Source organism: Chryseobacterium sp. 22543 (assembly GCF_052044565.1).
Taxonomy (GTDB): domain Bacteria; phylum Bacteroidota; class Bacteroidia; order Flavobacteriales; family Weeksellaceae; genus Chryseobacterium.
Genome location: NZ_JBQENH010000002.1, coordinates 542,546 through 569,114, shown reverse-complemented (window position 1 = coordinate 569,114; position 26,569 = coordinate 542,546). Strand labels below are relative to the sequence as shown.

General features: G+C 36.6%; 24 protein-coding genes. 8 read left to right on the top strand and 16 right to left on the bottom strand.

Features of this window, described 5'->3' with window-relative positions; translation table 11 throughout:
• Window positions 1-23: 23 nt before the first annotated feature.
• Complete coding sequence (locus ACTJIP_RS08370; protein ID WP_428167903.1) at window positions 24-425, top strand: nuclear transport factor 2 family protein; 402 nt, start codon at window positions 24-26, stop codon at window positions 423-425.
• A gap of 107 nt (window positions 426-532) precedes the next feature.
• Here ACTJIP_RS08370 and ACTJIP_RS08365 read toward each other — a convergent pair whose 3' ends face one another.
• From ACTJIP_RS08365 to ACTJIP_RS08330, 8 genes are all read right to left on the bottom strand, one after another.
• Entirely contained in the window at window positions 533-1,033 is a 501-nt protein-coding gene (locus ACTJIP_RS08365) for a hypothetical protein (RefSeq protein WP_077414864.1), read from the bottom strand.
• Between the two features lie 261 nt (window positions 1,034-1,294).
• Entirely contained in the window at window positions 1,295-1,432 is a 138-nt protein-coding gene (locus tag ACTJIP_RS08360; RefSeq protein WP_175627211.1) for a hypothetical protein, read from the bottom strand.
• A 56-nt stretch (window positions 1,433-1,488) separates the two neighbouring features.
• Window positions 1,489-1,866 (bottom strand): hypothetical protein, encoded by a 378-nt coding sequence (locus ACTJIP_RS08355; protein WP_139348484.1) that lies wholly within the window; start codon window positions 1,864-1,866, stop codon window positions 1,489-1,491.
• Between the two features lie 57 nt (window positions 1,867-1,923).
• Complete coding sequence (locus tag ACTJIP_RS08350) at window positions 1,924-2,367, bottom strand: hypothetical protein (protein ID WP_077414868.1); 444 nt, start codon at window positions 2,365-2,367, stop codon at window positions 1,924-1,926.
• Between the two features lie 199 nt (window positions 2,368-2,566).
• Window positions 2,567-3,760 (bottom strand): hypothetical protein, encoded by a 1,194-nt coding sequence (locus ACTJIP_RS08345; protein ID WP_077414870.1) that lies wholly within the window; start codon window positions 3,758-3,760, stop codon window positions 2,567-2,569.
• Window positions 3,761-3,960: 200 nt separating this feature from the next.
• Entirely contained in the window at window positions 3,961-7,143 is a 3,183-nt protein-coding gene (carB, locus tag ACTJIP_RS08340) for a carbamoyl-phosphate synthase large subunit (RefSeq protein WP_077414872.1), read from the bottom strand.
• 167 nt (window positions 7,144-7,310) lie between these two features.
• A complete protein-coding gene (locus ACTJIP_RS08335) occupies window positions 7,311-8,384 on the bottom strand; it encodes a carbamoyl phosphate synthase small subunit (protein ID WP_077414874.1) in 1,074 nt (357 codons plus the stop codon).
• 181 nt (window positions 8,385-8,565) lie between these two features.
• Entirely contained in the window at window positions 8,566-9,456 is an 891-nt protein-coding gene (locus tag ACTJIP_RS08330; protein ID WP_317169709.1) for an aspartate carbamoyltransferase catalytic subunit, read from the bottom strand.
• A gap of 239 nt (window positions 9,457-9,695) precedes the next feature.
• Between ACTJIP_RS08330 and ACTJIP_RS08325 the strand changes: the two genes are divergently transcribed.
• Entirely contained in the window at window positions 9,696-10,157 is a 462-nt protein-coding gene (locus tag ACTJIP_RS08325; RefSeq protein WP_077414878.1) for an Lrp/AsnC family transcriptional regulator, read from the top strand.
• A 318-nt stretch (window positions 10,158-10,475) separates the two neighbouring features.
• Here ACTJIP_RS08325 and argH read toward each other — a convergent pair whose 3' ends face one another.
• The 8 genes from argH to ACTJIP_RS08285 all read right to left on the bottom strand — a co-directional run bounded on the left by argH (window position 10,476) and on the right by ACTJIP_RS08285 (window position 19,432).
• Window positions 10,476-11,780: an argininosuccinate lyase gene (argH, locus tag ACTJIP_RS08320; RefSeq protein WP_219072467.1), complete on the bottom strand. Its 1,305-nt coding sequence runs from the start codon at window positions 11,778-11,780 to the stop codon at window positions 10,476-10,478.
• 255 nt (window positions 11,781-12,035) lie between these two features.
• Window positions 12,036-13,118, bottom strand: coding sequence for a M20 family metallo-hydrolase (locus ACTJIP_RS08315; protein WP_077414882.1), 1,083 nt, complete (start codon window positions 13,116-13,118; stop codon window positions 12,036-12,038).
• A complete protein-coding gene (gene argB / locus ACTJIP_RS08310) occupies window positions 13,093-13,887 on the bottom strand; it encodes an acetylglutamate kinase (RefSeq protein WP_077414884.1) in 795 nt (264 codons plus the stop codon). Before argB ends, ACTJIP_RS08315 begins: the two co-directional genes overlap by 26 nt.
• A 91-nt stretch (window positions 13,888-13,978) precedes the next feature.
• Window positions 13,979-14,938 (bottom strand): N-acetylornithine carbamoyltransferase, encoded by a 960-nt coding sequence (locus tag ACTJIP_RS08305; RefSeq protein WP_077414886.1) that lies wholly within the window; start codon window positions 14,936-14,938, stop codon window positions 13,979-13,981.
• A 251-nt stretch (window positions 14,939-15,189) separates the two neighbouring features.
• Window positions 15,190-16,329, bottom strand: coding sequence for an aspartate aminotransferase family protein (locus ACTJIP_RS08300; RefSeq protein WP_219072466.1), 1,140 nt, complete (start codon window positions 16,327-16,329; stop codon window positions 15,190-15,192).
• Window positions 16,330-16,575: 246 nt separating this feature from the next.
• Complete coding sequence (argC, locus tag ACTJIP_RS08295) at window positions 16,576-17,541, bottom strand: N-acetyl-gamma-glutamyl-phosphate reductase (RefSeq protein ID WP_428167896.1); 966 nt, start codon at window positions 17,539-17,541, stop codon at window positions 16,576-16,578.
• A 36-nt stretch (window positions 17,542-17,577) separates the two neighbouring features.
• Window positions 17,578-18,774 carry an argininosuccinate synthase gene (locus tag ACTJIP_RS08290; RefSeq protein ID WP_180565571.1) on the bottom strand — a complete coding sequence of 399 codons (1,197 nt, stop codon included), beginning with the start codon at window positions 18,772-18,774 and terminating at the stop codon, window positions 17,578-17,580.
• Window positions 18,746-19,432: a GNAT family N-acetyltransferase gene (locus tag ACTJIP_RS08285; RefSeq protein WP_440704347.1), complete on the bottom strand. Its 687-nt coding sequence runs from the start codon at window positions 19,430-19,432 to the stop codon at window positions 18,746-18,748. The genes ACTJIP_RS08290 and ACTJIP_RS08285 overlap by 29 nt, the downstream gene beginning before the upstream one ends.
• Window positions 19,433-19,592: 160 nt before the next feature.
• Here ACTJIP_RS08285 and ACTJIP_RS08280 point away from each other — a divergent pair, with 160 nt between their 5' ends.
• The 6 genes from ACTJIP_RS08280 to ACTJIP_RS08255 all read left to right on the top strand — a co-directional run bounded on the left by ACTJIP_RS08280 (window position 19,593) and on the right by ACTJIP_RS08255 (window position 26,561).
• On the top strand, window positions 19,593-20,009 hold the full coding sequence (locus ACTJIP_RS08280; protein ID WP_047383611.1) for an IS1/IS1595 family N-terminal zinc-binding domain-containing protein: 417 nt from the start codon (window positions 19,593-19,595) through the stop codon (window positions 20,007-20,009).
• Window positions 20,010-20,187: 178 nt separating this feature from the next.
• The gene (locus ACTJIP_RS08275; RefSeq protein WP_077414896.1) at window positions 20,188-21,567 is read left to right on the top strand and encodes a porin; all 1,380 of its coding nucleotides are present in this window, start codon (window positions 20,188-20,190) and stop codon (window positions 21,565-21,567) included.
• Between the two features lie 191 nt (window positions 21,568-21,758).
• Entirely contained in the window at window positions 21,759-23,339 is a 1,581-nt protein-coding gene (locus ACTJIP_RS08270; protein ID WP_077414898.1) for an MFS transporter, read from the top strand.
• Between the two features lie 43 nt (window positions 23,340-23,382).
• Window positions 23,383-23,610: a DUF6814 family protein gene (locus ACTJIP_RS08265; protein WP_034696261.1), complete on the top strand. Its 228-nt coding sequence runs from the start codon at window positions 23,383-23,385 to the stop codon at window positions 23,608-23,610.
• 61 nt (window positions 23,611-23,671) lie between these two features.
• Window positions 23,672-23,866 carry a hypothetical protein gene (locus ACTJIP_RS08260; protein WP_077414900.1) on the top strand — a complete coding sequence of 65 codons (195 nt, stop codon included), beginning with the start codon at window positions 23,672-23,674 and terminating at the stop codon, window positions 23,864-23,866.
• Window positions 23,859-26,561, top strand: a complete 2,703-nt coding sequence (locus ACTJIP_RS08255) for an ATP-binding protein (protein WP_440704556.1) — start codon at window positions 23,859-23,861, stop codon at window positions 26,559-26,561. Before ACTJIP_RS08260 ends, ACTJIP_RS08255 begins: the two co-directional genes overlap by 8 nt.
• Window positions 26,562-26,569 lie beyond the last annotated feature (8 nt).

The following is a 26,569-nucleotide window of genomic DNA, read 5'->3' as shown; positions in this document are numbered from 1 at the left end:
GGAAATTTAAAATTTATAGAAAAATGAATAACAGTATTCAAGAAACCGTACAGGATTTCCTTCAGCTTCTTTCGGGAAGAAATCTAACAGAGTTAACCAATTTATTTTCTGACACGGTAGATTGGTATATACCTGGAGATGAACAAAAAGCACCATGGCTGGGAGTAAGAAGCAACAAACAGGAAGTATCCGATTTTTTTGAGTTATTATGGAAAAATACAGAACCCGTTTCTGCTAAAATCGACCATATTTTCACTGACCATGAAAATGCTGTTATAACGGGAGAATTTGCAACGAAAATGCTTGCAACCGGTAATATTGCAGAGTCTTTATTCTGTATTCAGATGCGTATTCAAAACAATAAAATTATACGTTACAGATTACTTGAAGACAGCCTGGTTGTTTCAAAATCTTTATCAAAGTAATGAAGTTATCTAACCATTTTATTGATGTAAAATTGAAAGCGAAAGAAAAATCTTTCGCTTTTATGGTGATTTGTAATTATTTACTTTAAAGTATTAAATTATCTTTTCTATATGACAGCAGATGCCATCATCGACATGTAATAGTTGGCACAATGCAGCGCATTAATCAGGACAATCTCTTTATCTGGAAACAATTCAAAGGCGTCAGAAGTTGTAATCTGGTATTCATAATTCAGAGAGGCCCATTTTAAATGCGGTTTTATGATCATAAGCTCCACTCCTTCCTGATCTGTAAGGACAAATGATTCTTTAAAGATACCTCTGTGTTTAAAGAGATAGCCGTTTTTCACGCCCTCAAAATAAGTCTGCACTACAATTTCACCATTCCAGTTCATCCTGAATTTTAAAAGGACTCTTTCATGGTCTTTCAACTCAATAGTGGTTCCCCAGAAACCTTTTGGTTCCACCTGATAGGATTGACCATTTGCAATTTCAATAACAGCATTAAATTTAAACCAGCTTGTATAAGTAAGTTTCCCAATTAATGTCTCTTCTTTTGTGACTTCAAAAGATAAAGAATTGCTTGATTTTGCGTAATATTCTGCCATGGTTATATCTGGATTTGGTGAAGTTTTTATTAGTTTTTAAATAGTAATAACAGCTTGAATTTTAACGCTCTAATTTATAAATAATTCTGCAAAAATAATCTACTTTTAAGATTATACGATAAAAACTATTGTGAATTAATTCTGGGAATGATTTTTATATTGAAAGTTTGCTTTCAAATATAGATCTGTACAACATACAATCTATTATTTACTTTCAAACCAGTATTCCCACTTTTCATGATCAACTCCAAATTTCCCCTGCTACCATCTCGCGGGATAACCAACATTATCATTTCTGATAAGTCTGTATTCTCTTTCCGGATAGGTCACATATTGATCTGCATCCCCAAAATGGGTATCATCATGTAAAATTCCGATAATGCCTAGTATTTCCAACAATCCTGAGAACTTTTTATGTTAGTAAATAAAATTTTTATTGCTTTTTTATCCATTCTTCATTGATTGTTAAGTTTTTCATAATAATGATTTAGATCTGCATTCAACATGATTTTTGGATTTTCAAATACTTCATTTGAAAAATAGGTTTTATAGACTGCTGATTGATCAAAATCTTTATAATAAAGTTCTATTTCAGGATTTATCCCATTGTATAATTTATATGTTCCAACGCCGTAAAAATTACTTTCAAACGTTTTATTCTCATACAAAGTTAAAGTGTCTGCTATATGTGGAGCTTCTACACAACAAACTGGATTATCAAAATTCTTGTTAATATACTTTCCATAGATATCCTGTTTCTTTAATGGAAAATTAATATTGATAATAAGCATAACAACTAATATTATTACGAATACTAAAAATGCTTTTTTCATAAAATTGCTCATAATACCATCCTATTCTTCTGAACTACCATAATCTTACTTTTTTCTTTATTCAATTTTGTAAACATAATCATTACGGATAAACTTAATTTTATCTTTCAATTCTGCAGGATAAAATATTGTTCCATCAATCTCAACACTTTTAATCATATATCTCCAACTTCCATTATGGCTTTTGTAAATTTTTGTTGTTGAATTTGGATAAAGCTCAAGAACAATGGAAGAATCTCTGACTTCTATTTTTTCAAGAGACTTTGGATTTTTGATTTTATAAAAAGACCGGGGTGACAGTATTCCATTCTCATAATGAAATGCAAAGCTGCCGGATTCATTATCAATTGCTTTTGAGATCGGATAGCTATAATTGATCTTTATTATTTTTTTGGTCCCGGTCAGATTCTGAATATAAAAATCAGTCAACCAGGAACATCCTGAAAGTACCGCTACGAAAATAAAACTTAAGAATCCTATCATCATTGACTTTACACTCATTGTCTTGAATTTTAGATGGTTTTCGTAAAAATAATCAGATTACTTTAATTGATGAGCTTTTCAGATAAAAAAAATCCCACAAGAAAACTTGCGGGATTTTTTTATTTTACATTGTTTCAATGTTAAAGTACCTATTTTAGAAGTTGCAGCACTAAAATATATCTTCATTACATTCAGTGATTCTGATACCTTCAGCCTGTTAATTTATTCTTATATAATAATTGATCGCCATATTTTTGGGACGGGTTTCTTTTCCTCCGGTAATGGCAATAACTAAAGGAACTGCAGCTTTGTCATAACCACTAACGGTTTGTGAGCCATCAAGATCTCCATCAGCTCCAGATGTATTTCCTGAAACGGCCAGAGGTGTTGCAACTACACCACCGAAACTTTGCTGTACAATTTGATGATTATGTTCCTTAAACTCATCCTGTTGGATACTACCCCGCAGCCTATTATCAGAAGGGTCTTTTTGCTGTGAAGAAACTCCCGGAATGCCATTTCCAGCTTCATTTGAATCAAAGACATTATTTCCGCGCAGGAAAACACCTCTCAAATCCGGAACATTCGTCAAGTTTTGGCCAGCACGTGCCAATCCACAGGTACTATCAATTATTCTTCCGTCACAAGGTGCCCATTTTGAATATTTGCTATTCCAGTTCTTATCAGGGTTTGACAAATTATTTTGGGTTACTTCCTGAAATTCTACCCAATTTAAATATGAGCAAAGTACTGTACCTACGGGAAAATCCTTGTTAAAACCATTAGGAAGTCCATTTAATAAACAGTTTACAGGTCCTTTATCTGTGTCTAAGAAAAAGAAAATATCTTTTGACGGATCGCTTCTTTTAAAAGTAATTGAATTATCATCGTCAAGAATACCTCCTTTATGAAAGCTTTTACTTATTTCTATTCCATTGGTTATTTTATAGTCTTCAACTACAGGACTTGGATCCGTACTTGATATTTTGTTATAAAAAATATAAATGGTTATCCCTTCATCTCCCTCCTGGACTACTGTTGATAATCCTTTTTTATTATTTTGAACTTCTAAACATTTCAGATATCCTTCAATTATATCTTTGTTTGGTGTATGCAGACTAAATGAATCAAAAAATGATTGTGAAACCATAATCGTTTCCAGTGATTTAATTTTCTCTTGAAAACTATTAATTTCATCATCGGAAGCGCCAAAATTTAAGACATTCTTCACCATAGATGTAGGATCAATTGCTTCAAAGCCAAATGAAAATTTTCGAGCTTTAAAATCTTCTTTGAATTTTTCAGATTCATAATATTTCTTCAGGTCGTAAAGAAAATCACCTGTTTTTACGACATTCAGGGTGGTATAAATTCCACCTTCCAAAAGTTTTGCACATTGAATGGGTTCCATTTGTATTGTTTTTTGAGGTTAGTTACTAAATTTTGATATACAACAAGAATTGTATTGTCAAAGTGTCATTTGTTATGACTCATCAAAAGTACTTTATACGGAATCATGCGTCAATTACCCTTTTGTGGTATTTATATTAAGGACACAAAAAACCCCGCAAGTTTTCTTGCGGGGTTTATGGTATGTATTTTTACTCGAAATTACATCGTCTCCATTTTGAAGCTCATGCTTTCGATTACTTTTAAGATTGCTTCTACAGTATCCATTGAAGTTAAACAAGGAACACCATTTTCTACGCTCATTCTTCTGATCTGGAATCCGTCTCTTTCTGCCTGCTTACCTTTTGTAGTGGTATTCACAACATACTGAACTTTTCCTTTCTGAATAAGATCGATAAGATTTACACTTTCTTCTCCTATTTTGTATCCTATTTTGCAAGGAATTCCTTTTTCTCCGAAGAATTTTGCAGTACCTTCTGTAGCCCAGATTCTGAATCCTACTTCATGGAATCTTGCTGCAAGAGCTGCTGCCTCATCTTTGTGCTTATCTGCTACTGTGAAAAGGATAGAACCGTGCATAGGAACTTTTCTTCCTGCTGCTACCAATCCTTTGTACAATGCTTTTTCAAGGGTTGTATCTTTCCCCATAACCTCTCCTGTAGACTTCATTTCAGGGCCTAAAGAGATGTCAACTTTCGTTAGTTTAGAGAAAGAAAATACCGGTACTTTTACAAATACGCCTTCTTTGTTTGGAACCAATCCGTTTTTGTATCCTAAATCTTTCAGTTTTTGTCCTAAGATTGCCTTTGTTGCAAGGTTAGCCATTGGAACCTCTGTGATTTTAGATAAGAAAGGAACTGTTCTTGAAGAACGAGGATTTACTTCGATTACATATACATTTCCTTCAAAAAGAACGTATTGGATATTCATTAATCCGATCACCTTTAATCCTTTTGCCAGCCTTTCTGTATAATCTACCAAAGTATCGATTTCGCTCTGAGAGATATTCTGTGGTGGATATACCGCAATAGAGTCTCCGGAGTGAACTCCCGCTCTTTCGATATGTTCCATAATTCCCGGAATCACTACTGTTTCACCGTCACAGATGGCATCTACTTCAATCTCCTTTCCTACCATGTACTTGTCAACCAAAACAGGGTGCTCAGGGCTCGCCTCTACAGCGTTCTCCATATAGTGAGCCAGTTCTGCTTCTGCGTATACAATTTCCATTGCTCTACCTCCAAGAACGTAGCTTGGACGTACCAATACCGGATAGCCGATCTCGTTAGCAATTTCTATAGCTTCTTCTTTTGAGGTAGAAGTTCTTCCTTTTGGCTGAGGAATTCCCATCTCCTGAAGTGCTTTTTCAAATTTATCTCTGTTTTCAGCTCTGTCAAGGTCTTCCAGTGAAGTTCCTAAAATCTGTACTCCGTGAGATGCTAGTTTATCTGCAAGGTTAATCGCGGTTTGTCCTCCGAACTGTACAACTACTCCTTTAGGTTTTTCAAGGTCGATGATGTTCATTACATCTTCTTCTGTAAGTGGCTCGAAGTATAGTTTATCAGAGATGGAGAAGTCTGTAGAAACTGTTTCAGGGTTGTTGTTGATGATAATCGCTTCGTAACCCATTTCTTTGATCGCCCATACTGAGTGAACCGTAGCGTAATCAAACTCAACTCCCTGTCCGATTCTGATAGGTCCGGAACCTAGTACGATGATCTTTTCTTTGTCTGAAACAACACTTTCGTTCTCTTCTTCGTAAGTTCCGTAGAAATAAGGTGTTTCACTTTCAAACTCAGCAGCACAAGTGTCTACCATTTTGAAAACCGGCATTATTCCGTTTTCTTTTCTGAAATTGAAAACCTCACGTTCTTTTACATCCCAAAGAACCGCGATATTGATATCTGCAAAACCTAATTTCTTAGCTTCAATTAATGTTTCTTTATCAAATTTATTGGCAGCAATTACTTTTTCGAAGTCAACCAGCTTTTTCAGTTTCCAGATGAAGAATTTATCAATTTTACTCCATTCTACAATCTGTTCCCAGTCGTATCCTCTTCTTAAAGCATCTCCGATGATGAATAATCTCTCATCATCACATACTCTGATTCTTCTTTCAATTTCCTCAGCAGTAAGTGCTTCCGCTTGTTTTGTTTTTAATCCTAAATGCTTGATTCCTGTTTCTAATGAACGGATCGCTTTCTGTAAAGATTCTTCAAGGTTTCTTCCGATCGCCATTACTTCACCAGTTGCTTTCATCTGAGTAGAAAGTCTTCTGTCTGCAGTTTCAAATTTATCGAATGGGAATCTTGGGAATTTGGTTACCACATAATCCAGTGCCGGCTCAAAACATGCGTATGTTTTTCCAGTTACCGGGTTCATGATTTCATCCAGCGTTAATCCTACTGCAATTTTTGCTGCGATCTTTGCAATCGGGTATCCTGTTGCTTTACTTGCTAAAGCTGATGAGCGGGAAACTCTTGGGTTTACCTCGATGATATAATATTCGAATGAATCCGGATCTAAAGCTAACTGTACGTTACATCCTCCTTCAATTCCTAACGCTCTGATGATTTTTAATGAAGCATTTCTCAGTAACTGATACTCTCTGTCTGAAAGGGTCTGAGAAGGTGCTACTACGATAGAATCTCCTGTGTGAACTCCTACCGGGTCAATATTTTCCATGTTACAAACCACAATGGCGTTGTCGTTTGCATCACGCATTACTTCGTATTCTATTTCTTTGAAACCAGCGATTGATTTTTCAATCAAACATTGTGTAACCGGACTATGCTTTAATCCTAATTCGGCAATTTCTTTCAATTCTACCTCATTGGAAGCAATACCTCCTCCTGTTCCTCCCATTGTAAAGGCAGGGCGAACAATTACAGGATACCCGATTTCGTCTGCGAAAGCAAGTGCTCCTTCTACCGTATTAACGATATCAGATTCCGGAACCGGCTCATTCAATTCTCTCATCAACTCACGGAAAAGGTCTCTGTCTTCTGCTCTGTTGATTGCAGAAAGTGTAGTACCCAATACTTCCACTTTGCATTCTTCAAGAATTCCTGATTTTTCCAGTTCTACCGCCATATTCAGACCTGTCTGTCCTCCAAGCGTTGGTAATAATGCATCTGGACGTTCTTTTCTGATGATGTGGCTTACAAACTGTAATGAAATCGGTTCGATATATACTTTATCAGCGATTTCCACATCTGTCATGATTGTTGCAGGATTCGAGTTGATCAAAATCACCTTATAGCCTTCTTCTTTCAAAGACAGGCAAGCCTGCGTTCCTGCGTAATCAAATTCAGCTGCCTGACCAATGATGATAGGTCCTGAACCGATTACTAAAATTGTTTTTATATCTGTACGTTTTGCCATTTTTCTTTTTTTAGATACTAGAAGTTAGATACATAGATCTTAGACTTTTAGCATAATGCTTTATTTAGATTGAATTAACACACTTTGTCATTCCGCAGGAATCTAAACATACTTTGTTGAGATTCTTCACTCCGCTATTGCTTCGTTCTGAATGACAGAAAGCCGTATTATTTTTTAAATTCCTCCATCATTTGAATGAACTCATCAAACAGGTAGTTTGCATCTTCAGGGCCCGGGCTTGCTTCAGGGTGATACTGAACTGAGAAACAAGGGTGGATTTTATGTTTTAATCCTTCATTTGTTCTGTCATTCAAAGCGATGTGCGTTTCGATAAGGTCTGTTCCTTTTAAGCTTTCCTGATCTACCGCATATCCATGGTTTTGAGAAGTAATGGCTACTGTATTTTTCTCTAAATCCAATACCGGGTGGTTTCCTCCTCTGTGTCCGAATTTCAGTTTGAAAGTTTTCGCTCCACAAGCAAGGCCAATCAATTGGTGTCCTAAACAGATTCCGAAGATGGGAACTTTTCCTAATAATCCTCTGATCATATCTAAAGCATGTGGTACATCTTCCGGGTCACCAGGACCGTTTGAAAGCATGATTCCGTCAGGATCCATCAATAAGATTTCTTCTGCTGTTGTATCCTGAGAAACTACAATGATATCACAGTTTCTTTGAGACAGCTCTCTGATAATCCCCAGTTTTGCACCGAAGTCTACCAACACTACTTTGAAACCTCTGTTCGGGTTAGCATAAGGTGTTTTTGTTGAAACCTCTTCTACCTGATTGGTTGGGAAATTTGTTGATTTCAATTCAGAAGCTACAGCAGCTTCATCAGCATCAGCATTTACGATTTTTCCTTTTACAACTCCATAGTTACGAAGAATTCTTGTCAGTCTTCTTGTATCAATTCCTGAAATTCCTGAAAGGTTTTTCTTTTTAAATAATTCATCTAAAGTAATCTGAGTACGGAAATTGGAAGGAAGATCGCAAAGTTCTTTTACGATAAGTCCTTTAATTGCCGGCTCAATACTTTCATAATCATCACGGTTAATACCATAATTTCCGATAAGCGGATAGGTCATACAAACTATCTGACCGCAATACGACGGGTCAGAAATCAATTCCTGATATCCTGTCATTCCGGTATTGAAAACTACTTCCCCTGCAGTTTCCAATTCTGCTCCGAAACCTTCTCCATGAAACACTTCACCGGACTCCAGTATTAATTTTTTCTTCATTTTAAACTTTTATCTCTTATTATTTTATTTATATGTCATTAACAGGTCGCCCTTACAGGGCTAGGATTATCATTATCCTTTTGTTTTCTATGGGCTTCACCCATTGCTATTAACAGGCCGCTCCTACGGAGCTCACTATCTTTTACCTTCTACTTTTAACTTGGTTCTTTTACCTTTGCTCTTATTTAAAGGTAAACCCTTTTTCTTCCAATGCTTCTTTCAAAATGGCCATCCTGGCGAAGACACCGTTTTCCATTTGTTTAAAGATTCTTGATCTTTCGCATTCTACGAGGTCTGAATCTATTTCCACTCCCCTGTTGATAGGCGCCGGGTGCATGATGATTGCTTCTTTTTTCATCGCCTTCTCTCTTTCTTTCGTCAGACCATATCTTTTATGATATTCTGAAGCGGTGAAACTCATGGCAGCATCGTGTCTTTCATGCTGGATTCTTAATAGCATTAAAACATCCACTTCGCCGATCAGTTCATCTACTGACATATAAGTTCCGTTGATTAAAGCTCCTTCGTCAAACCACTGTTCAGGTCCTGAGAAGTATACTTTAGCGCCTAATCTTCTTAAAGCTTCCGCATTTGAATTGGCAACACGGCTGTGTTTTACATCACCTACAATTCCTACTTTTAATCCTTCAAACTTTCCGAATTCCTGATAGATGGTCATCAGATCCAGCATACACTGTGAAGGATGGTTTCCTGTTCCGTCTCCACCGTTGATCACAGGAATCTTAATATTTTTCAGTTCTTCGAAGTATCTGTCTTTCTTATCGCGGATCACCACAAGGTTTACTCCTATACTTTCAATGGTCTTTACTGTGTCATAAAGGCTTTCTCCTTTGTTTACCGAACTGTGTGATGCATCAAACGGAACTACCTGAAGTCCCAGTTTTCTTTCTGCAAGATCAAAACTTGTTTTCGTTCTTGTACTGTCTTCGAAGAAAAGGTTTGAGCAAAAAACTTCTCCTTCAATTTTAGCAGTTTTACCGTTCGCAAAAGCCATCGCTTCTGTCAGTATACTGTTGATTCTCTCGGTGCTTAGTTCTGTAATCGTAAACATAATTCTTATTTTTGGGCATAAAAAAAGCGAAGACAACAATCTTCGCTAATAACAATAAATATCGTAAAGGGCGCTTTCGCCCGGTAAATCTAATGATATAAATGCTTTTTTATTCATTAGGTGCAAAGATACAACAATTTTATGAACCTACAAAAACAAAGTTTAAAATAAATTAAAAACCTCAGTATTTCCTTATTCTCATTTTAAATTAATATTTTTGTTACAACTCAATTTATTTTATGGATTTAAAAGACAAAATGATTCTCAGCATTATTCAGGAAGACTCTACATTATCGGTTAAGGAAATTTCCGAAAAAATTGGTCTTACCTTTACTCCTACGTATGAGCGAATCAAACAATTGGAGAAGCAGGGGATCATTCAGAAATATGTAGGACTTTTAAACCGTGAAAAACTGGGATTAAATATTGTAGTCTACTGTAATGTCCGTCTCAAGGAACAATCCAAGAAAGTATTGGAAACCTTTGAGGAGCATATCGGAAAATATGATGAAGTACAGGAAATCATCAGTCTTTCCGGAGAGTATGACTATATGCTGAAAATTATAGCCAAAGACATTAATTCGTATAATGAATTTGCCGTTAATGTCATTTCAAACATTCCTAACATCGGACAATACCACAGTTCTATTGTACTTCACGAGGTAAAAAAATCTACCAAGTTTAAAATTGACCTGGAATAAATCCCTTTTATTTTTAAACCATTAAGAACTTTTAAAAGGTGAAGAATAATTAAAGAATTCGCATGCGAATTTTAAAACTATGCAGCTAAAAAATTCCGGATTTTCTTACCTTACCTTAAAGTCTTCATCTTCCTTAATAGTTCAGTTACAATCAATCATCAAATTCAAAGAGCAGGATTACAATTAAGCCATTAAGATCACTTAAGCAGATAAGATTTAAAGATTAAGGCTTTCGCAACGAAAAGGCAGCAGGCTAAAATAATTTAGAAATTCTACTGATTTTTGCTTAAGTTTTTATTGACCTTAATGGCTTAGATTCTAACCCAATAATTTATTTTTCAGTTTATTGAACTGATATTCTATTTTATCCAGACAAAGATTTCCGATACTTCCCTGATGGGTATGTTCAAGGTTTCCAGGTTCAAACTCAAACGCATTGCTTTCAATCTCCTGTCCTACTTTCACATAAGCATCACGGAATGAGCTTCCGCTTTTCACCTCTTCATTGATCTTTTCTACGCTGAAAAGATATTTGTATTTCTCATCTTCCAGAATTCCGTCTTTTACCTGAATATTCGGTAAAGTATAGCTTAGGATTTCCAGACATTCCTTTAAAGAATCTATCGCAGGGAAAAGAATTTCTTTCGTAAGCTGTACATCTCTGTGATATCCTGAAGGCAGATTGTTTGTCAATAAAATAAGTTCATTCGGAAGTGACTGAATTCTGTTACATCGTGCACGAACCAGCTCAAAGATATCCGGATTCTTTTTATGAGGCATAATACTGCTTCCTGTGGTAAATTCTTTTGGGAAGCTGATGAAATTAAAATTTTGGTTCAAATACAGACATACATCATACGCAAACTTCCCAAGCGTTCCCGCTAAAGTTGCCATTGACATTGCCAGCATTTTTTCCGACTTTCCACGGGTCATCTGAGCATACACAGAATTATAATTCATGGACTGGAATCCTAAATTATAGGTCGTACTTTCACGGTTGATCGGAAAAGATGAACCATAGCCGGCAGCTGATCCCAACGGATTTTTATTAATGATATTCTTCACTGAAAACAGCATTTCCACATCATCCAAAAGTGCTTCAGCATAAGCACCAAACCACAATCCGAATGAGGAAGGCATTGCAATCTGCAAATGGGTATATCCAGGAAGCAACACATTTTTATGCTGATCCGCCAGTTGAATTAAAATCTGGAAAAACTCGTCGGTAAGAGCTGTTATCTCACGGATTTCATCTAATAAATACAGCTTGATATCCAACAAAACCTGATCATTTCTTGATCTTGCGGTATGGATTTTCTTTCCCGTATCTCCTAATTCTTCAATGAGAATAGCTTCTATCTGAGAATGGATATCCTCAGCATCTTTATCAATTTCAAAACTACCGTCTTCAATTTTATGTAAAATACTATTTAAAACAGATAACATCTGCTCTGATTCTTCCTGGGAAATAATCCCGGTTTCTGCTAACATTTTGCAATGTGCCATAGAACCTTTGACATCATATTTGGCCAAACGCTCGTCAAAGTCAAGATCTTTCCCAACGGTAAAATTATTGACTAATATATTGGTGGCAAGGTCATCCTTCTGCCATATTTTTTTCATATGATTTATTTAAAATACTGATTGATTTTGACATGCCCGGCAAGGCAATCCTTATTACTATTAACTATAAAAAAACATTTCCTTGTGAAGCTTTCATTTTTAATTTTCTTTTTGCATAAATCTTATTAAAAACTAAACTTCTAATGCCTGCCGGACAGAGTCAAAACATACATTGAGCTGGAAACCTGAAACTGATGGCTGGAAGCGAATTACAAACTCTATAACTTCCATCTTTCTGCTTCATTCTTCCATTATTTATAACACTTTTTCTAAAATTCTGATGTAGATTTCTATTCCTTCTTCTATTTCATGGATATAGATAAATTCATCTGCAGTGTGAGAGCGCCTACTGTCTCCAGGTCCCATTTTTACGGATGTACATGGAATAATCGCCTGATCTGAAGAGGTGGGTGAACCGTACGTTGTCCTGCCGATCTCAATTCCTGCTTTTACAAACGGATGATCCATTTCAATTTTTGAAGAATTCAGTCTGAATGATCTTGCTGTTAAAGTAGATTTCATCTGAGACTGGATAATTTCAAATGCTTCCTGATTGGAATATTCGTCTGTCACTCTCACATCCAGTGTGAAATTACACGACTCTGGAACGACATTGTGCTGTACTCCCGCATGAATACCTGATAAAGTAACTTTAACCTCTCCCAGGTATTCTGAAACCTTTGGAAATTTAAAGGCTAAAATATTCTGGAGATCCTGCATACATTTTATAATCGAGTTATCATGATTAGGATGAGCGGCATGAGAAGGAGTCCCTTTCATTTCTCCATCAATCACAAGAAGTCCTTTTTCTGCAATCGCCAGATTCATCTGCGTGGGTTCTCCTACAATGGCGAGTTCTACGTTGGGTAGCTGCGGAAACAGTGCTTCAATTCCATCAAATCCTGAAATCTCCTCCTCTGCCGTCAAAGCAATAACTAAATTATATTTTAAATCTTCTTTATCATAAAAGTGTAAAAAAACCTGCGCCATAGAAACCAGAGAAGCTCCGGCATCATTGCTTCCCAATCCAAACAGTTTCCCGTCTTTTTCAACAGGAACAAAAGGATCCAGCGTGTAAGCTTTGTTAGGTTTTACGGTATCATGATGCGTATTCAGTAAAACGGAAGGTTTAAACACATCAAAGTGTTTATTCACTGCCCAGATGTTGTTTTTAAAACGCTTCGCAGGAATTTGATGTTTTGCGAAAAAGTTCTCAATTTCTACTGAGGTATTGAATTCATCTTTACTGAATGAAGGAATCTCAATCAAATTTTTAAGCAATCCGACCGCATTATTCAATAATTCTTCTTTATTATAAACAGATTTCAGTTCCTGCATGATGATTTTCTATATGGTTTTTCAGTTCTGTTTCTTTAATCAGAAACACTTTATCTACATTATTTTTTATCGCTCCAAGCGCATTTTCAAGTTTGGGTAAAATCCCTTTGTGAAGCTTTCCTTCTTCTTTTAATACCGCAAACTCTCCTGCTGTAACACTTTTGATCACTGATTCGGGGTCGTTCACATCTTCTAAAACACCTTCTTTATCAAAACAATACAACAGTTCAACTTCATATTTCTCTGAAAGAGCTTGCGCCATTACAGATGCAATGGTATCTGCATTGGTATTGAAGAGATTTCCTTTTCTATCGTGGGTAATCGCTGAAAATACAGGAACAAGATTCAGTTTCATTAATTTTGAAACCAGCTTTTTATTCACGCTTTTCTTATTGATATCTCCCACAAATCCGAAATCGATCTCAGGATCTTCTCTTTTTTTGGCTTTGATCAGATTCCCATCTGCACCGGAGAATCCTATAGCATTGCATTTTTTCTGCTGCAGCTTTTCAACAATATTTTTATTGATTCCCCCTGCATACACCATGGTTACAATATCCAGTGTTTCTTTATCCGTAATCCTCCTTCCGTTGATCATTTTCTGTTCAACACCCAGTTTATCCGCTAATGTTGTAGCCAACTTTCCTCCGCCATGAACAAGGATCTTCTTTTCCTGAATTTCAGAAAATTGTTCTAAGAATTGGGTTAACAACTCTTCATCATCAATTAAAGCTCCGCCAATTTTTATGATGTATAACTTTTCTTTCATTTGTAAACTTTTTGAGATCCTTACTTTTCTATCCTTGATCCTTGTCAAGGTTTAAAACCTTGACAAGGATCAAGATTCTGAATTGAAAAAATTATCCGGCATGCAGCTCATCTAAAATTTCACTGAACACAGCCTGTGCAGAGAAAATACGGTTTTTTGCCTGCTGATAAATAATAGAATGGTCTCCATCCATCACCTCATCACTCAACTCAACATTACGGCGGACCGGAAGACAGTGCATTACCTTTGCGTCGTTGGTATTGGCCAATTTTTCATTGGTAAGCATCCAGTCACCTTTCACTTCAGGCATTGCTGCATAATCATCAAAAGAAGACCAGTTTTTTACATAGATAAAATCTGCATCTTTTAACGCCTCGTCCTGATCATGGATTACTTTCACATCTTTAGTGAAGTTTTTATCCAAATCATATCCTTCAGGATTGGCAATTACCAACTCTACATCCATTTCCTGCATCCACTCCGCAAAAGAGTTTCCAACGGCATGTGCAATAGGTTTGATGTGTGGCGCCCAGGTCAATACTACTTTAGGTTTATGTTCTTTTTTCCAGTTTTCTGTAATCGTAATACAGTCTGCCAGACTTTGCAGCGGGTGACGGGTTGCAGATTCCAATGAGATTACAGGAACTTTTGCATGTTTTTCAAACTGGCTCAAGATGCTTTCATTTACATCATCTTCTTTGCTCTTCATTCCTGCAAAACAACGCACAGCAATGATATCACAATATTGATTTAAAACTTCAATTGCATCTTTGATATGCTCTACGGTATCTCCGTTCATGACAGCTCCGTCAGCAAACTCTAAATTCCAGGCTTCCTGTGCAGCATTTAATGTCAGCACATTCAACCCCAGATTTTGTGCTGCAATCTGACTGCTGAGACGGGTTCTTAAGCTTGAATTTAAAAATACAAGTCCAATTGTTTTTCCCTTTCCTTTTTCCGTTTCGGTAAGGGGAGCTGCTTTTATTTGTAAAGCTTTTTTTATGATTTCCTGTAAGTTTTCAACATCACTTACAGAGGTAAATTTTTTCATTTCGAATTAATTTTAAAGATTTTTTTACACATTTTTTGAGAATTTCAACACAAAACCGCTAAGTTTTTCACTAATTTTTTTCGTTCGCAAAGGCGTTTCATTCAGCAATGGACGGTTGTTTTGTCATTCTGACGAAGGAAGATCTCTACATTATTTTATAGATTCTTCATTTCACTTGTTCCATTCAGAATGACAAACATTGTGTAATATTCTAAGCTTTTAACCCTTTTTATAATTTTGGCCTTTTGCTTTTAAATACTCACCAATACTGTTTTCAAAGCATTGATGAAAAGATCCGTTTCCTCTTTTTTGATATTCAGTGCCGGAAGAATCCTTAAGACAGTTTTATCATTAGAGTTTCCTGTGAAAATATGATGATCGAACAATAAACTTTTCCTTATTTCCGAACAGTCTCTATCGAGTTCTATTCCGATCATCAGCCCTTTCCTTCGGATGGATTTAATATGTGGTAAATCTTTAATTTCATTTTCAATATATTTGCCCATTTCCTGAGCATTTTCGATAAGATTTTCATCTTTCATCACATCAAGCACAGCAATTGAAGCTGCACAGGCAAGATGATTTCCTCCAAATGTAGTTCCCAGCAAACCGTTGCTCGCCTGGAATTTAGGATGGATCAAAACTCCGCCTACCGGGAAACCATTTCCCATTCCTTTTGCCGTTGTAATAATATCTGCTTCAACTCCGAACTCCTGATGAGCAAAGAAATATCCACTTCTTCCATATCCTGATTGTACTTCATCCAAAATAAGAACCGCCTCATATTTTTCGCATAGTTCTTTAATTTTAGATAAGAATTCCGGCGCAGGAATCATAATTCCACCTACTCCCTGAATCCCTTCAATGATGACAGAAGAAATTTCATTTCCATTCTTCTCAAAAGTCTCTTCAAGCTGCTGCACATCATTCCATTCTGATTTGATAAATCTTTCTGAAAAGTTAACCGGAGCAACAATTTTTGGGTTGTCGGTCACCGAAACCGCTGCAGAAGTTCTTCCGTGGAATGAACCTGAAAAATACAGCACTTTGCTTTTGCCATTATGAAATGAAGCCAGTTTCAATGCATTTTCATTGGCTTCCGCTCCCGAATTGCACAAGAAAAGGTTATACTCTTCATATCCGGAAAGTTTCCCTAGTTTTTCTGCGAGTTCAGTCTGCAATTCATTCTGAACCGAATTGGAATAGAAAGAAATTTTTTCCAGCTGATCTTTTAACTTATTTTGATAATATGGATGGTTGTGCCCAATGGAAATGACAGCATGACCTCCGTAAAAATCAAGATACTGCCCTCCTTTATCATCCCAAAGAAAAGATCCCTGAGCTTTAACCGGATTTATATTGAATAATGGATAGACGTTGAATAAATTCATTTTTTTATTTTTTATTTTTCTTTTGTCTTAAAACAAAAGAAACAAAAGTTCAAGACCTGGAAACTTCCGCTAAAAATTAGTTCTATTCTCTAAAAATTCTAAAACTTGTGCGAATCCTAGATTAGTTCTTCGGCTAAATATTTGCCTCGCACTTCAAACAGTAGAATTTTCTTAACGTTCATAGAATTAATTTTCTTAACGCTCCATTTTCCTAAGTCATATTTACTTCTAATTTAAATTGTCAATTTAAAACGCTATTGGTTTTAAGTTTAACCCTGCATTTTCTTCCCATTTCATTGCCAGATTCATGTTCTGGACTGCCTGCCCTGAAGCACCTTTTAACAAATTGTCAATCGCTGAATGAATAACGGCAACATTTCCACTCTTTTCGATCTGAATCACACAGCGATTAGTATTGACAACCTGCTTTAAATCAATTGCCCTGCTACTTACGGTAACAAAAGGCTCCTCCGCATAAAAATCCTGATATAATTGTTCTATTTCCTCCAGCGTCAAATCCGTCTTCATGGTGGAACTTGTAAAAATTCCTCTTGCAAAATCCCCTCTCCATGGAACAAAATTCAGGGTTACTTCTTTATTATTAAATGCAATCAGCTGTTGTAAAATCTCATCTACATGCTGATGAGTTAATGTTTTATACGCTGAAACATTATCATTTCTCCAGGTAAAATGAGTTGTTGCCTGCAAAGACTGTCCAGCTCCGGTAGAACCCGTAATCCCTGTAGTAAAAACTTCATTTAACACTTCTTTATCTGCTAATGGCAGTAAAGCCAATTGAATTGCTGTGGCAAAACATCCCGGGTTGGCAATACTTTTTGCCTCTGACAGTTGTTTTTTATTGATTTCAGGTAATCCGTAGATAAAATTTCTGTTCCCAAAGTTCCCTTCTAAACGGAAATCATTTCCGAGATCAATCACCAGCGTTTCATCTTTTACAGGATGTTGAGTTAACCAGCTTTGACTTTCTTTATGAGGAAGACACAGAAAAAGAACATCTACGTCTTCAGGTTTATTTGTCAAAACCATTTCACAAACCGTCGTTAAATCCGGGTACAGATCCGAAATTCTTGTTCCCGAATTCGAACGACTATATAAAAAACTCAATGTCACATGGGGATGAAAAGCCAGTAAGCGTATCAGCTCACTTCCTGTATAACCGTTGGCACCAATTATTCCTACTGTTTTCTTCATTTTTATTCTGCCTTACATTAAATCATCCTTTCGGAACTAGTTGATATTCTGGTTAATCTGATGGTATATATTTAAAGAATTGCTTACAATCTTTGTGTATCCTTTCACATCGTCGCCTGTCCAAGCTCTGTTAGCCTCTCCATAACTTCCGAATTTATCAGACATCAGGTCATGATCAGATTCAATTCCATTAAGAATAAATCTGTATGGATGAAGCGTCACAAATACTTTTCCACTGACTGTTTTCTGAGAATCTGCCAGGAAAGACTCTATATTTCTCATCACAGGATCTAAGAAAAGCGCTTCATGAAGCCAGTTTCCATACCAGTCGGACAACTGAGACTTCATCATTTGCTGATATTTTGAAAGCGTATGCTTCTCTAATAAATGATGTGCCTTAATGATCACAGATGCTGCTGCTGCTTCAAATCCCACTCGTCCTTTAATCCCAACAATGGTATCCCCTACGTGAATATCACGACCAATTCCATACGCTGAAGCTAATTCTTCTATTTTTTGAATTGCAGATACAGAATGTTCAAAGCTTTCTCCGTTCACGCCTATCACTTCTCCGTTTTTAAACTCGATTTCCAGTTCTGAAGGCTGAGTTTCTTTAATCTGAGATGGAAAAGCTTCTTCCGGCAGGTAATTTCTGGAAGTCAAAGTTTCCTTTCCTCCCACAGAAGTTCCCCAAAGTCCTTTATTCACTGAATATTGTGCTTTCTGGAATTCCATTTCATAACCGTGATCTTTCAAAAACTCAATTTCTTCTTCACGGGATAGAGCCATATCACGGATTGGCGTAATAATCTCGATATTCGGGCACATTACCTGAAAAATCAAATCAAAACGAACCTGATCATTTCCAGCTCCTGTACTTCCATGAGCAATAGCATCTGCATTTACTTCTATTGCATATTTTGCAATTTCCTGCGCCTGAATGGTACGCTCAGCACTTACCGAAAGAGGGTATGTATTATTTTTCAATACATTCCCGAAAATCAAATATTTCACACATGAATTATAATAATCTTCCTGAGCGTCTACGCACCTGTATTCTTTTACTCCAAGGTTTAGAGCTTTTCTTTCCAGTTCTTTTTCCTCTTCTTTTGAAAAACCTCCGGTATTTACGGTGACTGCATACACATCATACCCTAGTGTTTCACTAAGATATTTTGCACAGTAGGAAGTATCTAAACCTCCACTAAACGCTAAGATGACTTTCTTTTTCATCTGGACTCTTTTTATTTTTTTTAGTTGTCAAATGAAATTCATCAAGGGATTTTTGTATAGAATACTCAAAATCAGTTTGATTCATTTCATTATATTTATTTTCAGGCTGGTTATTCACCACCTCTTTTTTTTTATCATTTTCAGGAACAAACAACATAGCTGTACACAAACAGTTTTTGCGTTCCTTCATCATTAAAATCTCATAGTTCACACAGTTTTTGCAGCCACTCCAGAATTCTTCGTCCTGGGTAAGTTCTGAATAGATAACCGGCTTATATCCTAAATCACTATTGATTTTCATTACTGCCAAACCTGTTGTCAATCCAAATACTTTCGCATCCGGATATTTATCTCTAGATAACTGGAAAACCCTCTGCTTAATTTGAGTTGCTACGCCCCCGTTCCTGAATTTCGGCGATACTATCAATCCCGAATTAGCCACAAACTTCCCATGCGACCAGGTCTCTATATAGCAGAAACCTACCCACTCACCGTTTTCAGTGGCTACCACAGCGTTGCCTTCTGAAATCTTCTTACTCAAATATTCTATAGAACGTTTTGCGATGCCCGTTCCTCTGCGCTGTGCAGAATCATACATTTCCTGCTGTATTTCACTCACATACATTAGATGTTCGCATGAGGAAATTTCTATTTCCATTTATTTATCTAATTTTTTTGGCAAATTTAAAATATATTTTCTTTTAAATCCAAATAAAAAAGATATTTTTTTTGTTTTAAAATTTTAAACAGGTAAAATTATCTTTATTGAAAAATATACATTTGCTAATTTATTATATATTTGCTAAAATAATATAGTTATGGAAAATACATGCCCTAAATGCAACAGTACCAAAGTGGTAAAAAGCGGCATCATCAATGAAAAGCAACGCTTCCACTGTAAAGACTGCAAATATTATTTCACTGTTAAAAAGCTGGGAAAACAGATTGATGATTATTATGTTACCAAAGCGCTTCAGCTGTACCTGGAAGGCTTAAGTTACCGTGAAATCGAAAGAATTATCGGGGTTTCCCATGTTACAATAAGTTCCTGGATAAAAAAATACAACATCACAAGACCTCCACACTCTGAATTCCATCCTGTTTATAAAATACTGAAACAAAATGAGTTGATTGATTATATTGCACAGGAGGAAAACATTAAAAATTCCGGGATTATCATCACTCAGTTTGCTGATAAGTATATGCTGATCAAGTGGGAAAGGTTTAAGAAATAGGCGGGATGCGAGGTTACGAGATACTTAAACAATTTAGATTAAAACCCCGGATCCCGAAGTTCAGAACCTTGTACAGTCATAACTATACTATTACCACTAATATATATTAAATTTTCGTAACTAAATTATTAATTACAATTTGGCATTCACAAAAAACAACGCCAAAAATTGATAATTTATGAATAAATTACTTACATTTATTGGAGCAGTCTTAATCAGTAGCTCTGTATACTCTCAAGGTTCTCCTGATTACGGCAATGGCTTAAAAATAAACCTCAATCCGGATGGTGATAAATTCGTCCGCTTTATTTTATGGGACCAGCTTTGGCTGAGAAATACCTCTATGAATCCCGGAAGTATGGTAGGTGGCGAGCCCACAGACAACTCCTGGAGCATAGGAAACAGACGATTACGTGCTTTAGCATATGCACAGGTCTCTAAAAGATACATGATTCTCCTCCATTTCGGAATCAACAACCAGACCTTCATCAATGGAGGAGCCACAGGTACTTCCGGCACAGGAGGTTATGGAAACGGAAAGAAAACCCAGTTATTTTTTCATGATGCATGGAACGAATATGCAGTTATTTTACCTGGAGAAGCGGGAAAATTCAGTTTATCTTTAGGAGCAGGGCTTCATTATTATATGGGACTTTCCCGCATGACTATGGCTTCTACACTCAATTTCCTCACATTAGATTCTCCCGTTTTTTCATGGCCACTGATTGATAACTCAGACCAATTTGCAAGACAGTTGGGAATGTTTGCAAAAGGAAAATATGGCAAACTGGAGTACCGTTTCAGCTTAAATAAACCTTTCGCAACAGACCTCATCCCAGTGAATGTAACAGATCCGTCAAAAGCCATTGCGGTAGACAACAACGGAAATCCCAGTTTTTCAAAGGCAGGATATGTGGAATATCAGTTCCTTGATGAGGAATCGAATACACTTCCATACAAAGTGGGATCTTATCTGGGAACAAAGAAAGTCTTCAATGTAGGAGCAGGTTTCTATCATCAGGCAGACGGAACAAGAACTTCCGTGAACTCCAACATTGAGAAGCATGACATTACTCTTTTTGCCGTGGATGCTTTTGCAGACATTCCTTTGGGAGAAGCAAAAAACAAAATGGCAGTTTCCGCCTATGCCGGATATTATAACTACAATTTTGGTCCCAACTATGTAAGAAATCTTGGAACAATGAATATTGCAGCTTCGGATCCTAATTTTATCGGAAACAAAGCCATTGCAGGACCAGGAAACCTGCAGCCGACTATCGGAACAGGTAATATTATCTACGCACAGGCAGGTTTACTCTTACCAAGCCAGGCAGAAAAGCCAAAAATCAGAATACAGCCTTTTGCAGCTTATACCCATAAAAGTTTTGAGGCTTTCGATAAATCTTCATCTCAGTTTGATGTAGGCGCCAATTGGTTCATAGATGGGCATCATGCAAAAATCACAACCCAATATTCAACAAGACCAGTTTATATCAGCCCTACGGAAAGCCCTTCTTCAAAAGGGGAATTTATTGTACAGTTTCAAATCTACTTGTAAAAATTTAAACCATTAAGAATAATAAAGAAATTAAGATAAGTTAAGCTCCATCAAAGATGCATAAAGAATACCGCTGAATAAAATAGCTTTAGCTATAATCTTAATTATTCTTATCAACTTAAAATCTCTTAATGATTTAAAAGCAAATTCAAATTAACATCCTATTCCATTAACATCAAAAACTAATCAATATGAGCGAAAATCATCACGAAAGCTACGAAAATATGACCGACAGGCAGAAAAACCGCACCATATGGAGTGTGATCACTGCCTCTTCACTCGGCACCTTGATAGAATGGTATGACTTCTATATCTTCGGAAGTTTAGCCATTGTTTTAGCTACTAAATTCTTCCCTGCAGACAACCCTACCGCAGCATTTTTATCTACACTGGCAACTTTTGCTGCCGGATTTGTTGTAAGACCTTTCGGAGCTTTATTTTTCGGAAGGCTTGGTGATATCATAGGAAGAAAATATACTTTTCTTGTCACTTTACTGATCATGGGATTTTCTACTTTCCTGATCGGCTGTATTCCAAGTTATAAAACTATTGGATTTATGGCACCAGTTTTAGTTTTAATCTTAAGATTACTTCAGGGACTTGCCCTTGGTGGTGAATACGGAGGCGCAGCCACTTATGTTGCAGAATACGCCCAACCTCATCGAAGAGGCTACTGGACTTCATGGATTCAGACTACTGCAACGGCAGGACTTTTCATTTCACTGATTGTTATCCTCATCACAAAATCAACCCTTTCGGCAGAAGAATTTGATAATTGGGGATGGAGGGTTCCTTTCTGGATTTCCATTTTAATGGTAGCAGTTTCTTATGTTATCAGAAAGAATATGAAAGAATCTCCTCTTTTTGCTAAGGCTAAAAGTGAGGGAAAAACATCTAAAAACCCATTGAAAGAGAGTTTCGGAAATAGATACAACTTCAAGTTTGTATTATTGGCCTTATTCGGAGCAGCAATGGGACAAGGGGTCATCTGGTACACAGGACAGTTCTACGCTATGAGTTTCCTTCAAAAGGTAATGAATGTAGAATCTGCACAGGTGGATTCATTGATGGCTACCGCTTTATTTTTAGGAACGCCCTTCTTTGTATTCTTCGGCTGGCTTTCTGATAAAATCGGAAGAAAAGCAGTAATGATGACCGGAATGTTAGTCGCTATTTTAGCTTACAGACCTATTTACGACAGCATGTTCAAGAGTGTTAATCTTGAAAGCAAAACCGTTGCTGCCAATGGAATTACTGAAAAAAGAACTGCTAAAATCCACAGTGATATTGCTACAGACAGCCTGGTTACTTTCCATAAAGAAACTCTTTACACGGATGGCACTCTGATCAAAAAAGACAGTATCATTCACTGGTCGCCTGCAGGAGTTGTCATGAAAGACGGAAAAGCAGAAGAACCCAAATTATCAACTTCTGTAAAATTGAGCGATGACACGAAATGGTATCTGGTGTCCCTTGTATTTATTCAGGTCATATTTGTAACCATGGTATATGGGCCTATCGCCGCTTTCCTTGTTGAAATGTTCCCTGTGAGAATTCGCTATACCTCAATGTCGTTACCTTATCACATCGGAAACGGAGTATTCGGAGGACTTCTTCCGGCAGTAGCAACTTACCTGGTAACCACCGGGAAAGACGCGGGACACGCGACATGGTATCTGGAGGGACTTTGGTATCCGATTGGTGTTGCCACAGTGTGTCTTATCATTGGATTATTCTATCTTAAAAATAAGAACAATAATCTTCACGATTAAGCACTAAATCACTCAGATTTTTATTAATTTTAAAACTACTAAAATGAACGGACTAAAAAAAATATTAGGTATTCTCTGGATCGCAATTGCGGTGATTGTAGGATATTTCGGAATTACAGTATTGGGAATCCCCAAAATAGCATCCGGAAAGCAGGAAGATCTGGTTTTTGGTATTATTATCCTTTTTGTACTGATGCCGATTATCTCAGGCGGAATGGCCATTTTTGGTTACTATGCCTTGAAAGGAGAATATTCTGACGATAAAATTTAAAAACAAAATAGATAATTGATGGATGCTGCATTCATCAATTATCTTTTATTAATAATCATTTATGAAAAAGAGACACGAGCAAAAACTTATCATACTGAGCGTAGGGCTTATGATTGCTTTCAGCATTCCTATTTCATTGCTTTTCAACAGTGAAAAGGAGGTTTTAGGCTATCCTATGATCCTTATCTATCTGTTCGTGATCTGGATGATTTCCATTGTGATTTCTTTTGTCATTATAAAAAGACATGATGAGTAGTTTCGCATTATTTTTTGTTGTTCTGTTTTACCTGGCTCTTCTTTTCTTAGTTGCCCACCTGGCAGAGAAGAAAAGGAGTAAGCTCTGGATCAACAATCCTTACATCTACGCATTGTCTCTTGCGGTATATTGTACTGCCTGGACGTATTATGGAAGCATTGGCGTGGCAGCGACAAGCGGATTAAACTATCTGCCGATTTACATTGGTCCTATCATGATTATTCCGGCATGGATCTATATCAATACCCGGATCGTAAGGATTTCAAGGGTTAATAAAATAAGCAGCCTTGCCGATTTCATCTCATTAAGATATGGAAACAGCAGAAGTCTGAGTGCTATTATTACAGTGGTTTGTCTTTTGGCTATTGTCCCTTATATCGGGTTGCAGATCAAAGCTATTTCGGAAACCTTCCATCTGGTAACGGAAACTCCGATGTCAAAAAATATCCTGACTGACAATGCTACTTTTGTGGTGGTTTTAATTGCCTTATTTTCCTCTTATTATGGAACACGATATGTGGATGCTTCGGAAAAACGTCTGGGAATTATCTCAGCTATTGCACTGGAGAGCTTTTTAAAACTATTCTTTATTATCATTCTCGGACTTTTCGTAATCTATTATGCCTTTGACGGATTTTCGGACATCTACGAGAAAGCCAGCAGGTTTAAAGATTTTAAAGAAAAAAATACCTTCAACGGGATTGAGGGTGCTATGAACTGGATGATTTTGTGTATGATTTCCGCAACAGCAATCTGTATCCTGCCAAGGCAGTTTCACACCGCTATTGTTGAAAACAGACAGGAAAAACATATCAAAACAGCGATTTGGTTTTTCCCCCTTTATCTTTTAATCTTCACCGTATTTATTTTCCCGATTGCCTGGGGAGGAAGACTGATTTTTGATGGTCAGAAAGTAAACCCGGAGTTCTACTCTATCCTGATTCCGCAGCATTTTGACAATACCTTGATCACTGTGCTTGTTTTTCTCGGGGGATTAAGCTCATGTATTTCCATGATCATTATTTCAGCCATTACTTTATCAATCATGCTTTCCAACAACCTTATTATCCCATATGGATTGCTTGGAAAATTAAAATCTGAAAGTGAGGAACAAAACACAAGAAGCATTACCAATATCAGGAAAATCAGCATTTTCGGACTGATCATCATGGCTTTTGTTTTTTATAAGTATTTCATTCTGAAGACCTCACTGGATTCTGTAGGATTGATCTCATTCGTTATCATTGCCCAGCTAGCACCTGCATTTTTCGGAGCTTTATTCTGGAGAAGAGGAAGTTACAAAGGTGCCGTTACAGGTCTTATAGCAGGATTAGCAATCTGTTATTTCGGATTGATCATCCCGCAGTATTATTTTTCATACAATCAGGAGCTTAAAGGAGTACTGAGAGATCTGTATGATGCATTCGGGTTTTTCACAATTCCTTATCTGGGAAGAATTCCACAGATTTTCTTCTGGTCGATGCTGGTAAACACGAGTCTGTTTACTATTGTTTCCGTAAGTTCTAAAGGGAATTACCGTGAAAGAAACTTTGCCGAATTGTATGTGGATATTGACAAATACATTCAGAATCATGAAAATGCTTTTATCTGGCGTGGAACGGCTTATATTTCGGATATTCAGAATATTCTTGAACGCTTTTTAGGCAAAAATAAAACAGAGCAGGCCCTAAGAATTTTTAATTTAAAATATAATATTGATTCCAAAACAGAAACCGCCGACTCCAGATTTATCAAATTTTCAGAAAACCTTCTGGCCGGAAGAATTGGAACAGCTTCAGCAAAAATATTAATCGAAGGGGTAACCAAAGAGGATAAAATATCTTTAAAAGAGGTCTTAAACATTCTTGAAGAATCAAAAGAAAACATCAGCTTAAATAAAAAGCTTACCGAACAGTCCGAAGAACTGCAAAAACTTTCCGACGATCTGCGAACCGCCAATGAAAGCCTCATCATCAAAGACCGCCAAAAAGATGATTTCCTGGACTCTGTTGCCCACGAACTGAGAACCCCGATCACCGCCATTCGTTCTGCCGGGGAGATTTTGGCTGACGATGACGATATTCCTTTTGACATCAAACAGGAATTTTTAAATAATATCATCACAGAATCCGACAGATTGAGTGAAATTATCAACGATATTTTGTATCTGGACAAATTACAACACGGTGAAATCTCTTTACATATTCAGGAAAATAATATTATTGAAACTTATAAAAAAGCATTAAATCCGCTTCTTCACCTGATACAGCAGAAAAATATTCATTTAAGTGAAGTTAATCTTCTGAATCATTTTATATTTGAATATGATGAAGCGAGAATGATTCAGCTGTTTCAGAATATCTGGGGAAATGCCTTAAAATTTACAGATGAACAGGGAACAATCCAGACTAAATTATTTGAAAAGGACCAACAGCTGACCATTAGTATTTTCAATACCGGGAAACATATTCCGGAAGGGGATCTGGAAATGATTTTTGACAAGTTTTATCAATCGAAAAACCAAAATATTTTAAAGCCTACAGGAAGCGGACTGGGACTGGCCATTTCCAAAAAAATTGTACAGGCACACGGAGGAAGTATAAAAGCAGAAAACAGCGGACTGGGTGTAACTTTCACCATAAGCATTCCTGAAAAAACTAAAAAAGAGATTACAGATGAAGTTGAACACCATTAAAACCTTCT